The organism is Caulobacter sp. GW821-FHT12A07 (assembly GCF_058807655.1).
Genome location: NZ_JBXAQX010000013.1, coordinates 117,049 through 128,642, shown reverse-complemented (window position 1 = coordinate 128,642; position 11,594 = coordinate 117,049). Strand labels below are relative to the sequence as shown.

The 11,594-nt window shown below is 68.7% G+C and carries 6 protein-coding genes, 1 pseudogene and 1 other annotated feature; of the genes and pseudogenes, 3 read left to right on the top strand and 4 right to left on the bottom strand.

Features of this window, described 5'->3' with window-relative positions; genetic code table 11:
- Positions 1-61 precede the first annotated feature (61 nt).
- Positions 62-847: a MipA/OmpV family protein gene (locus AC1RRS_RS21835; protein WP_492856987.1), complete on the top strand. Its 786-nt coding sequence runs from the start codon at positions 62-64 to the stop codon at positions 845-847.
- Positions 848-858: 11 nt separating this feature from the next.
- Positions 859-1,650, top strand: coding sequence for a CPBP family glutamic-type intramembrane protease (locus tag AC1RRS_RS21830; RefSeq protein ID WP_492856986.1), 792 nt, complete (start codon positions 859-861; stop codon positions 1,648-1,650).
- Here AC1RRS_RS21830 and AC1RRS_RS21825 read toward each other — a convergent pair.
- Positions 1,634-3,106, bottom strand: a complete 1,473-nt coding sequence (locus AC1RRS_RS21825; RefSeq protein WP_492856985.1) for a SulP family inorganic anion transporter — start codon at positions 3,104-3,106, stop codon at positions 1,634-1,636. The two genes, AC1RRS_RS21830 and AC1RRS_RS21825, sit on opposite strands and share 17 nt — an antisense overlap.
- Positions 3,107-3,126: 20 nt before the next feature.
- Positions 3,127-3,180 (bottom strand) — a sequence feature (sul1 is cis-regulatory element that is thought to sense ions involved in sulfur or methionine metabolism; They are found in Alphaproteobacteria).
- 159 nt (positions 3,181-3,339) lie between these two features.
- Between AC1RRS_RS21825 and AC1RRS_RS21820 the strand changes: the two are divergent.
- Positions 3,340-6,114 (top strand): annotated as a pseudogene (locus AC1RRS_RS21820) (M14 family metallopeptidase); the annotation flags it as partial.
- 289 nt (positions 6,115-6,403) lie between these two features.
- Here AC1RRS_RS21820 and AC1RRS_RS21815 read toward each other — a convergent pair.
- The 3 genes from AC1RRS_RS21815 to ppc form a co-directional block, all read right to left on the bottom strand.
- Positions 6,404-7,510: a PfkB family carbohydrate kinase gene (locus tag AC1RRS_RS21815; protein WP_492856984.1), complete on the bottom strand. Its 1,107-nt coding sequence runs from the start codon at positions 7,508-7,510 to the stop codon at positions 6,404-6,406.
- Positions 7,510-8,184 carry a bifunctional 4-hydroxy-2-oxoglutarate aldolase/2-dehydro-3-deoxy-phosphogluconate aldolase gene (locus tag AC1RRS_RS21810; RefSeq protein ID WP_058348668.1) on the bottom strand — a complete coding sequence of 225 codons (675 nt, stop codon included), beginning with the start codon at positions 8,182-8,184 and terminating at the stop codon, positions 7,510-7,512. The genes AC1RRS_RS21815 and AC1RRS_RS21810 overlap by 1 nt, the downstream gene beginning before the upstream one ends.
- Positions 8,185-8,621: 437 nt before the next feature.
- Positions 8,622-11,348, bottom strand: a complete 2,727-nt coding sequence (ppc, locus tag AC1RRS_RS21805; protein ID WP_487291009.1) for a phosphoenolpyruvate carboxylase — start codon at positions 11,346-11,348, stop codon at positions 8,622-8,624.
- Between the last annotated feature and the right edge of the window lie 246 nt (positions 11,349-11,594).

Here is an 11,594-nt window from a genome sequence, read left to right as displayed (position 1 = left end):
ACGCCCGGCGGCGCCTGCTCCAGCCTCATGACTGTCACCTCCTCGTTCGAGAGAAACAGTCATGATCCTTCGCCTGAAGGGCGCCGCCCTGGCCGCCTGCGCCCTGGCGCTCCACCCGCTCGCCGCCCGCGCCGAGAGCGAGGAGCCCGACCACCTGCTGCTGCTCGGCGCTGGCGTCTATGCGACCAGCAATCCCTATGAGAGCGCCCGCGAGAAAACCGAGACCGGCGTCCTGCCGCTGTTCTTCTACCAGAACCGCTACCTGACCGCCGACCTGTCGGGCCTGGCGGTCAAGGCCTATGAGACCCAGCACTTCAAGCTGGAGGGGCGCATCAGCCCGCGCTTCCAGCTGGTCGATCCGAAGGACACTCGCGACTTCGCCTTCATGGAGCGCGACACCGGCGTCGATGTCGGCGCGCGGTTCAGCGGCATGGCCGGCCCCGCGACCCTGAGCCTGGAGCTGCTGGCCGACGCCACGGGCGAGACCGAGGGCCAGGAGATCAATCTCGACCTGACCCTGGCCGCCCAGCCCACCGAACGGCTGTCGCTGGAGGCCGTGGCCGGCCTGTCGTGGAAGGACGAGAAGCTGGCCACCTGGCTCTATGGCCTGCGCGAGAACGAGGTCGCCGCTGGCCGGGCCTATGAGTTCGGGCGCACCGCCCGGGCGCCGTCGGGCGGAGTGGTCGTGCCCTCGCTGGGGGTCCAGGCCCGCTACCAGTTGACCGAGCGGCTCTATGTGATCGCCGCCGCCGAGGTCGAGGTGTTCGACGACGACATCAAGGACAGCCCCCTGATGGACAAGGGCCAGACGGCCGCCGGCTTCGTCAGCCTCGTTCGCCGGTTCTAGGCGTGCGCCCGGTGCACGCCTCGCGCATTTCGGTCGTACCCAGCGGGCTGACCCTGGCCTGGGAGACCTTGCTGATCCTGCTGATCTGGGGGGCCGCCGTCGCGCCGATGGCGGTGCTGGCCTGGGTCGTCGCGCCCCGGCTGATGACGCCCGGCGATCCGCTGCCGGGGCTAGTGTTCTGGCGCATGGTGGTGGTCGGCATGGCCTGGCAGAGCGTGCTGGCCCTGGTCGTTCTGAGGCTGGAGGGCGTGCCCTTCACCCTGCCCGCCCTGCGTCGGCGGCTGTGGCTGAAGGCGCCGACCTGGCGGTCCAGCGGCCGGCCGTTCGCCTCGGCCTTCCTGCTGGGTCCGCTGTTCGTGGGCCTGGGCTTCCTGGGCGACGAGGCGGTCGGCGCACTGTTCCAGGCCACGCCCTTCGGACAGCGCCTGGCCGAGGCGGCGCCGGCCTTCGCCCAGATCGAGCACTTGATCACACCCGAGGCCAAGGGCCGGTGGGACATCCTGGCCCTGGCTTTGGTCTCCAGCCTCTTCAACTACGCCCTGGGCGAGGCCCTGCTGTTCCACGGCGTGCTGCTGCCGCGCATGGAGCGGGCCTGGGGGCGCTGGGCGTGGCTGGGCAACGGCCTGCTGTTCGCCGGCTATCACGTGCACAAGATCTGGATCATGCCCGGCCTGGTGATCAGCTGCCTCTGCTACAGCCTGCCGGCCCAGGCCTTCCGCTCCAACTGGCTGGCCGTTGTGATCCACGGTGTGGAAGGCGTGGTGCTGATCGCCGCCGTGCTGATCGTCATCCTGCAGCCGTGAGCGCGCCGTCGGAGGTGCCGAGCCTGGACACCAGGGCCGCGCCGGTTTCGTCGAGGCCGACGACCGACACCACCGCGCCCTGGCGGCGATAGCGCGACACTACCTTGTCCAGCGCGCCGACGGCGGTCAGGTCCCACAGGCGCACGCCGGCCATGTCGATCTCGACCCGCTCGGGATGGCCATGGAACTCGAAGCCGGCGGCGAACAGCTCGGCCGAGACGAAGAACAGCTGGCCCTCGACGACATAGCGGCGGACCGTCTCGGTGCTGTCCGCCCGCTCCTTCACCGCGATCATCTTCCCGACCTTGCGGGCGAAGAACAGCACGCTGAGCAGCACGCCCAGGACCACGCCCTTGGCCAGGTCGCGGGTCGCCAGCACCGTCACGGTCGTGGCCAGCATGACGATCGTCGACTGCACCGGCGTCGAGCGCAGCTTGCGCACCGAACTCCAGTCGAAGGTCGTGAACGAGACCATGATCATCACCGCCACCAGGGCGGCCATCGGGATCCTGGCCACCCAGTCGCGCAGCACCAGGATCAGGATCAGCAGGAACAGACCCGCCCAGAAGGTCGACAGGCGCGAGCGGCCGCCGGACTTCACGTTGATGATCGACTGGCCGATCAGGGCGCAGCCGGCCATGCCGCCCAGCAGCGGCGAGACGAGGTTGGCGATGCCCTGGCCGCGCGTCTCGCGATCCTTGTCCGACGGGCTGTCGGTCAGGTCGTCGAGCAGGTTGGCGGTCAGCAGGCTCTCCAGCAGACCGACGAAGGCCAGGGTCAGGGACACCGGCGCGATGATCCTCAGGGTCTCGAGCGTCAGCGGCACGGCCGGCAGGTGGAACCGCGGAAGGGCCGTGGGCAGCTGGCCCATGTCGCCCACGGTGCGCACCGGCAGGTTCAGGGCGATTGCAACGGCGCTGAGCGCCAGGATCGCCACCAGCGACGACGGGACCGCCTTGGTCAGGCGCGGGAAGAGATAGATGATCGCAAGGCCCGCTCCCACCAGGGCGAAGGTCTGCCAATTGCCGCCGATCAGCTGGGGCATCTGGGCCATGAAGATCAGGATCGCCAGCGAATTGACGAAGCCGCTCATCACCGAGCGCGAGACGAACTTCACGTAGCGGCCCAGACGCAGGGTTCCGATGACGATCTGGATGGCGCCGGTCAGCAGGCTGGCGGCGAACAGATATTCGATGCCGTGCTCGCGCACGAGGCCGCCCATCAGCAGCGACATGGCCCCGGTGGCGGCCGAGATCATCGCCGGACGGCCGCCGACGAAGGCGATGGTCATGGCGATGACGAACGAGGCGTAGAGGGTCACGGCCGGGTCGACGCCGGCGATGAACGCGAAGGCCAGGGCCTCGGGGATCAGGGCCAGGGCGACGACCGTGCCGGCCAGCAGGTCGCGGCCAGGAGTGGCGAGCCATTGCTGGCGCGTCTTGGCGAGGAAGCTCATGGAGATCTGTCTTGGGTGCGGGTTTCCCGAGGGATCGGCGCCCGGGGTAGCCATCCGGCGAGGTCGGATCCGTTGTGCGGCCTGCTGATGCCGCATCCGGCGGCGCGGGGCAAGCCTGGCCACCGCGAACCATTTTTTGCGTCCCGACTGGCTCCACGTGCGGTTTCATGCTCCGCCTGCGTCAAGCTAAGGGGGCCAGCGAAACAAGCGCCCCGCTTTGGTGGATGGGGAGTGCGATGACGCGACACGTAGCGATGGCCGGGGCCGCCCTGGCGCTGGTGATGAGTTTCGGCGGCCACGCCGCGCTCTCGGCAGAGATCACCCCGCCCGCCCAGGCCTTCGCCCAGGATCCCGGCAGCGACTACTTCCTGGCCGACTACACCGCCTACGAGGCCTATCTGAAGACCCTGGCCGGCCAGTCGGACCGCATGAAGCTGGTCGACATCGGCAAGTCGGAAGAAGGCCGCACCCAGTGGGTGGCGATCGTCTCCTCGCCCGCCAACCTGGCCAAGCTGGACGAATACAAGGCCGTCGCCCGCAAGCTGGCGCGCGGCGAGGTCACCCGCGAGGAGGCCGAGAAGCTGGCCGCCACCGGCAAGGCCGTGGTCTGGATCGACGCGGGCATGCACGCCACCGAGACGGTGACCTCGCAAGGCCAGATCCAGGTGCTCTACCGGATGCTGACCAAGACCGATCCGGAGACGATGCGCATCCTCGACGACGTCATCGTGCTGTTCGGCCACGACAATCCGGACGGCATGGAGCTGGTCTCGGACTGGTACATGCGCAACGCCGACCCGCAGAAGCGCGAGTTCAACTCGATCCCGCGCCTGTACCAGAAGTACGTCGGCCACGATAACAACCGCGACAGCTTCATGTCGCAGATGTCCGAGACCACCAACGTCAACAAGGTGCTGTTCCGCGACTGGTATCCGCAGATCATCTACAACCAGCACCAGCCGGCCCCGAACGGCATGGTGGTGTTCGTGCCGCCGTTCCGCGACCCGTTCAACTACAACTACGACCCGCTGGTCATGACCTCGCTGCAGGAGGTGGGCATGGCTATGCACAGCCGCCTGGTGGCCGAGGACAAGCCGGGCTCGGGCGCCCGCAGCGCCGCCCCCTACTCGACCTGGCACAACGGCATGGAACGCTCCATCGCCTACTTCCACAACGCCGTGGGCCTGCTGACCGAGATCACCGGCGGTCCGACGCCGATGCCGCTGAACCTGGTGCCCGAGGTGCAGCTGCCCAACGGCGACCGCCCCATGCCCGCCCCGCCGCAGACCTGGCATCTGGCCCAGACGGTCGAGTACCAGTGGAGCCTGGACCGGGCGGTGATGGACTACGCCTCGCGCAACCGCGAGCGGATGCTGTTCAACATCTGGAAGATGGCCAGCAACTCGATCGCCAAGGGCAGCAAGGACAGCTGGACGATCACGCCCACCGAGATCGACGACCTGAAGGAAGCCGGCGCCAAGGTGAAGTTCGAGGGCAAGGTCACCGGCTCGGCCACCTCGACCGCCGTCGATCCGTCGCTCTACAAGACCATCCTGCAGGCTCCGGAAAAGCGTGATCCGCGCGGCTATATCCTGACCGCCGACCAGGCCGACAAGCCGACCGTGGTGGCGTTCCTGAACGCCCTGATCAAGGCGGGCGTCGACGTCGACGAGGCGACCAAGCCGTTCACCGTCGAGGGCAAGACCTATCCGGCCGGCTCCTACGTGGTGAAGACCGCCCAGGCCTATCGCCCGCACATCCTCGACATGTTCGAGCCGCAGGACCACCCGCACGACGCCGAATATCCGGGCGGTCCCCCCAAGGCGCCGTACGACGTCACCGGCTACACCCTGGCCTACCAGATGGGCGTCAAGTTCGACCGCGTGCTCGACGGCTTCGACGGGCCGTTCCAGCGCGTGCCCGACCTGATCGCCGTCAAGCCGGGCGCCGTGAAGGGCTCGGGCAAGGCCGGCTGGCTGATCGACCACGCCCCCAACAACGCCTTCACCCTGACCAACCGTCTGCTGAAGGCCGGCGCCCAGGTCTCGTGGCTGAAGGACGGCGCCAAGACCGGCAAGCAGAGCTTCGCGGCCGGGGCCATCTGGGTGTCCTACTCGCCCGCCGCCGCGACCGTGATCGCCGACGGGGTCAAGGAACTGGGGATCGACGCCTGGGCGACCGGCTCCAAGCCCGGCGGCAAGGCCATCGCCCTGAAGCCCGTGCGCATCGGCCTGGTGGACGTCTACGGCGGCTCGATGCCGTCGGGCTGGAACCGCTGGATGTTCGAGAAGTTCGAGGCCCCCTTCCAGGTGGTCTACCCGCAGCGCCTGGACGCCGGGGATCTCGCCAAGGACTTCGACGTGCTGGTGTTCGCCGACGGCGTGGTGCCCGCCCCGGCCGGCGGCCCGTTCCGCGCCGGTCGCGGCTATCCGCAGCCCAAGCCGGAAGAGATCCCGGCCGAGTACCGCTCGTGGCTGGGCACGGTGACCGACGAGACCACCCTGCCGCAGCTGAAGGCCTTCGCCGAGCAAGGCGGCACGGTGATCGCCATCGGCGCCTCCACGCGTCTGGCCACCGCCTTCGGCGCGCCGGTCGAGGTGGCCACGGCCAAGAGCGAGGGCGGCAAGCTGGTGGGCCTGTCGACCAAGGAGCTCTACATCCCCGGCTCGGTGCTGCGGGCCAAGGTCGACGTGAACCAGCCGCTGGCCTACGGCATCCCGGCGGACGTGGACATCTTCTACGACCGCTCGCCGACCTTCACCCTGAAGTCGGACGCCAAGGGCGTTGCGCGAGTCTCGTGGTTTGATGGCGACAAGCCCCTGCGCAGCGGCTGGGCCGTCGGCCAGGACAAGCTGAAGGACACCACGGCGATCCTCGACGTCGACGTGGGCAAGGGCAAGCTGTTCGTCATGGGCCCGGAGATCACCCAGCGGGCGCAGTCGTACGGGACGTTCAAGTTCCTGTTCAACGGGCTGCTGTACGGGCCGGCGGTGAGCGCGGGGAAGTAATTCCAACCACCGTAAAACCCCCGCGAAAGCGGGGGCCCAGGTGTTTTATCGTCGAGCGCCACGCGTTTCAGAAAAAGCCTGGGTCCCCGCTTTCGCGGGGATTTTACGGGTGATGATATGGAAAAGCCCCGGTCGCAGGACCGGGGCTTTTCTTAGGAACCTCCCCCTGTGGGGGAGGTGATCGCGAAGCGATCGGTGGGGGGAGTGATCGCGAAACCGGCCGCCGTCTCGGCAGCTGAGAACGTCCCCCCACCGGCCTTCGGCCGCCTCCCCCACAGGGGGAGGTTCTTTAGCGGATCACCCGCGCCCCAGCGCCCTGCACCAGGGCCTCGACCTCCTTCAGCCGCACCATCGAGGTGTCGCCGGGGGTGGTCATGGCCAGGGCCGCGTGGGCCGCGCCGTAGTCGACGGCGGCTTGAGGGCCCAGGTTCTCCATCAGGGCGTAGGCCAGGCCCGAGGCGAAGCCGTCGCCGCCGCCGATGCGGTCGTAGATGGCCAGGCCGTCACGCATCGGAGCCTCGTAGAAGCCCCCGTCTGCCCACAGGATCGCGCCGAAGTCGTTGACGCTGGCCGAGCGCACGGCCCGCAGGGTGGTGGCCAGCACCTTGAGGTTCGGGAAGGCCTTCACCGCCTGCGGGGCCAGGGTCTTGAAGTTGGCCGGATCGGTGGGGACCAGACCCTTCACCAGACCGTCGATCTCCATCCCCAGGCAGACCACGAAGTCATGATCGTTGCCGATCATCACGTCGGTCATGGCGGCGATCTTGCGGTTCAGGGCCTGGGCGGCGTCGAGGCCGCCGCGGTCCTTCCACAGCGAGGCGCGGTAGTTCTGGTCGAAGGAGACGATCACGCCGTGCTTCTTGGCGACCTCCAGGGCCTCCAGCACCACCTCGCCGGTGTTCGACGCCAGGGCCGTGAACACGCCGCCGGTGTGGAACCAGCGCACGCCTTCCTCGCCGAACAGCCGCTCCCAGTCGATCTCGCCGGGACGCAGTTGCGAGGCGGCCGAGTTGGCGCGGTCGGAGACGCCCAGGGCCGGGCGCACGCCGAAGCCGCGCTCGGTGAAGTTCAGCCCGACCCGGGTGTTGCGGCCCAGGCCGTCGAACGGCCGCCAGACGACGTGGGACATGTCCACGCCGCCCTGGCCGATCAGGTCCTGGACCAGCCAGCCGAGATCGCTGTCCGGCAGGGCCGTGGCCACGGTCGAGCGTTTACCCCAGCACTTGCTCATGCCGCGGGCGAAGTTGTACTCGCCGCCGCCTTCCCAGACCTGGAACTGGCGGGCGTTTCGCACCCGCCCGTCGCCGGGATCGAGCCTCAGCATCACCTCGCCGAGGGCCGCGCAGTCCCAGCGGGTCTCCGACGCCGGGCGAAGCTTAAGGATCGGATCGCTCATCAGGCCTTGCCGCGCACCTTGGCGATCAGGTCGACCGTCTCGCGCACCTTCTTGGAGATGCCGGCGTAGTCCTTGGCGTCGAGGGCTTCCTGGGTGATCAGCTTGGAGCCCATGCCGGCGGCGACGATGCCCGCGCCGAACCACTTCTTGATCGAGGCCTCGTCGGGATCGACGCCGCCCGTCGGCATAATCTTGGTCCAGGGCATCGGGCCCATCACGGCCTTGATGAAGTCCGGGCCGCCGACCGACGAGCCGGGGAACACCTTGACGATCTCGCAGCCCAGTTCCTGGGCGTAGGAAATCTCGGTCGCCGAGCCGCAGCCGGGGCTGTAGGGGATCATGCGGCGGTTGCAGAGCTTGGCGACGTCGGCGTTGACGATCGGGCTGACCATGAACTTGGCGCCGTTGGCGATGTAGAGGCCGGCGGTCGGCGCATCGACGATCGAGCCGACGCCCATGATCACGCGCGGATCGGCCGAAGCGAAGTGCTTGGTGACTTCGTAGAAGACGTTGGCGGCGAAGTCGCCGCGGTTGGTGAACTCGATGCAGGGCGCGCCGCCATCGGCGCAGGCCTGGATGACGTTCTTACAGATCTCGACGTCCGGGTGGTAGAACACCGGCACCACGCCCTGGGTCTCAAGGGCCTGCAGCACCGCCATACGGTTCTTCAGCATTCGCGTACTCCTCCCGGAAGGGATGGTCTTGCGCGATGCGCCGCTGAGCGCCCCGCGCGTGGAAGATCTGTTCGGCGATCCCTTAGCCCGCGCGCGCGGCTTGCGCCACAGGCCGAGGCTGCCGCCACGTCAATTTCAGCCGCCCTGCCCTCTTGGGTGGGGCGAGGCAAAATGAAGGGCGCCGAGCCTAAGCCCGACGCCCTGGAAAAGTTTGCGCAGGAGCGAACTCAAAGAGCCGCAGGACGCCCGGTCGCGCGAGGCGGACCAAAACGTCATGACACCGGTATCAAATCGAGCCCGGCTCGCGTTGTCACCGGTGTCATGAACAGATAAGCGCAGTTTCGGCATTTGAGCAAGCCTGTAGAAAACGCTGGGCGCGAGCGGCTGAGTTTTTTGACGGGCGCGCCGATTTGGTGATCAGCGCGCCCCTTTTCCGGTCAGCCGGTGTTGCGCAGGCCGGCGGCGATGCCGGCCACGGTCAGCTGGATGGCCAGGCGCACGTCCTCGGCCTGCTCGCCGCCGCGACGGCGGGCCAGCAGTTCCAGCTGCAGGTGGTTCAGCGGATCGACCGAGTGGCCGGCCAGGGTCACCGACTCGGCCAGCTCCGGCTGGTTGTCGAGCAGGCTCGAACCGCCGCGGATGGCCAGGGCGATGGTCTGGGCCGCGTCATGCTCGCGTTTGATCGCGTCGAAAATACGCTGGGCGTTGTCCTGGTCGGGCGACAGGGCGACGTAGCGGGCGGCTATGCCCATGTGGCTCTGGGCGAGCGCCAGCTCCATGTTCGACAGCAGCGAGGCGAAGAAGTCGAAGCCGCCGGCCAGGTCCTGCAACTGACCGGTCGACAGGCCCGCCCGCTCGACGCCCGAGGCGAAGCCGTACCAGCCCGGCAGCATGAAGCGGGCCTGCGACCAGCTGAACACCCACGGAATGGCCCGCAAATCCTCGATCTTGCGGCTGGCGGTGCGGCTGGCCGGACGGCTGCCGATGTTGAGGCCGACGATCTCGCCGATGGGGGTGGCCGACCAGAAGAAGTCCTCGAAGGCCGGGTCGTCATAGACGAGCGCGCGATAGCCCTCGAACGAGGCCTGGGCCAGGGCGGTCATCGCGCCCTCGACCTTGGGGTCGGGACGGTGGGCCGGGCGCTGGCTCGACTGCACCACCGCGGCGGCCAGGCCGTCGAGGTTGCGGCGGGCCGTGGGCTGGTCGCCGAAGCGGCGGGCGATCATCTCGCCCTGCTCGGTCATGCGGATGCGGCCCTGGACGGTGCCGGCCGGCTGGGCCAGCACGGCCTCGGCGGCCGGTCCCCCGCCCCGCCCGACGCTGCCGCCGCGGCCGTGGAACAGCTGGATGCCGACGCCCATGCGGTCGGCCTCGAACGCCAGGGCCGAGGCCCCGCGCGCCACGCCCCGACGGGAGGCGACATAGCCGCCGTCCTTGTTGCTGTCGGAGTAGCCGAGCATGATCTCCTGCACCGGCCGGTCGCCCAGGATGGTGCGGCTGATCGGCAGCTCCAGCCACTGGCGCAGCACGCGCGGGCCGTTCTCCAGGTCCTCGATGGTCTCGAACAGCGGGGCGATCTTCAGCGACGAGCGCGGCGCCGCGCCGCCCCAGACCAGGCCGACCTGCTTGAGCAGGACGAGCGGCTCGAGGATGTCCGACAGGGTGGCGGACTTTGAGATGATGTAGGCGCCGATGCAGGCGTGGCCGTAGTCGCGCACGGCCTGGGCCGCGGCTTCCATCGTCGCCAGTTCCTTGGCCGTCTCCTCGCTGTAGGCGGTGAACGGCGAGACCAGCGGCCGCTGGTGCGACAGCTCCTCGATCAGCAGGGCCGAGCGGGCCTCCTCGTCGAGATCCAGATAGCGCACGCCGGTGCCGGCGCGGCGGTAGAGCTCGTCGATCGTGCGCTCGTGGACGTCGGCGTTCTGGCGCAGGTCCAGGCTCATCAGGTGGAAGCCGCAGGCCTTGGCGACGGCCACCAGGGTGCGCAGTGACGAGCCGACGAGACGCTCGCCGCCGCTGGCCTCCAGCGAGTCGATGATGATCTGCAGGTCGGCGACGAAGGCGTCGGGATGGTCGTAGGGCGCGACGTCGGTGCGGCTGGTGGCGTAGGCCACCCACTGGTTGGTCAGCTTCTGCGACACGGCCGTGAGGCGGTCGAAGATCAGCTCCAGGGCCAGGCGGTAGGGCTCGTCCAGGCGATGCACCGACGGGTCCTTGGCCTGGGAGGCCAGGTTCAGCAGTTCCTGCGACACCGGGGTGTAGGCGGTCGAGACGGCGAGGTTAGACCAAAGCTTGCGCACCTCGCCGGCGTACCAGTCGAGGATCACCCGCGACTGCGACGACAAAGCGAGCTTCAGGGTTTCGCCGTTGACGCCGGGGTGGCCGTCGCGGTCGCCGCCGAGCCACGAGCCCATCTTCAGCAGCGGCGCGATGTGGCCGTGGCTGCCGATCTTGCCCGACCATTCCTCGTAGAGATCCACCATCGCCGGCAGGATCGAGGTGCGGACGATCGACAGGGCGTTGCGGATCTCGTCCTTCACGGTGATCCGCTCGGGCCGGTAGAGGCGCGTGCGCCACATCAGGGCGATCTCGCGGAACAGGCGCTCGCGGATGTCGGCTTCCAGGTCGGCCGGCAGGTGGTGGCGGCGCAGGGTCATCAAGCGCGAGATCTCGGTCTCGCGATCGACCATGCTGCGGCGGCGCACTTCGGTCGGGTGGGCGGTCAGCACCGGCACCACGTTCATGGCGGCGAACACCTTGGCCAGCTCGGCGTCGGTCTTGCCCTCGGCCTTCAGCGCCGCGACGGCGTCGACCAGGGTGCGGGCGCGCTCGTCGCCCGGCTGGGCGTCGGCCTCGGCGTGACGGCGGCGGCCGGCGACGTCCTCGCCGATATTGGCCAGCAGCGAGTGGCTGGCGAAGGCGCGGGCCAGGAAGATGGCCTGGTCGTTGGACAGGTCGGCGAACAGGTGGTCGAGGCCGGGCGCCTCGCCGTCGGCGGTCTCGTGCGAGGCGGCCTTGCGGGCCTTGGTCACCAGCTCGCCGGCCTCGTCGCCCTCCAGATAGGCGATGGCCTCGATCAGGAGATCGCCGAGCAGATTGGCGTTCCGCCGGACATCACGGCTGGTGGGTCGGTCTGAGCCGAGGGAGAGGGCCGAGTCGCGCATGCGCATGCTCCATCACCGCCGCGAGGAGGAGCGGCGGATCGTCAGGACTGTAAGAACTGATCTAACGGTTCTCGCGTCCAACCCGGCCCGGACGAACGCTGTGCGGGCTCTAGCGCCCTTCGTCGCTCGGGGGAAGCCGGGCGGTGATATGGTTGCGCTACCATCGTTCATTGGCGCGCATTTTGTGCGTGAAACGGTGCAGTTTCGTCCCCGCCTGTCCCGGAACGGAAAATCCCCGCGAAGTCG

Bases quoted from the DNA above. Each gene is read 5' to 3' on its own strand.
- AC1RRS_RS21825 (WP_492856985.1), bottom strand. From the start codon at position 3,106: ATGAGCTTCCTCGCCAAGACGCGCCAGCAATGGCTCGCCACTCCTGGC.
- AC1RRS_RS21815 (WP_492856984.1), bottom strand. From the start codon at position 7,510: ATGAGCGATCCGATCCTTAAGCTTCGCCCGGCGTCGGAGACCCGCTGG.
- AC1RRS_RS21810 (WP_058348668.1), bottom strand. From the start codon at position 8,184: ATGCTGAAGAACCGTATGGCGGTGCTGCAGGCCCTTGAGACCCAGGGC.
- AC1RRS_RS21835 (WP_492856987.1), top strand. From the start codon at position 62: ATGATCCTTCGCCTGAAGGGCGCCGCCCTGGCCGCCTGCGCCCTGGCG.
- ppc (WP_487291009.1), bottom strand. From the start codon at position 11,348: ATGCGCGACTCGGCCCTCTCCCTCGGCTCAGACCGACCCACCAGCCGT.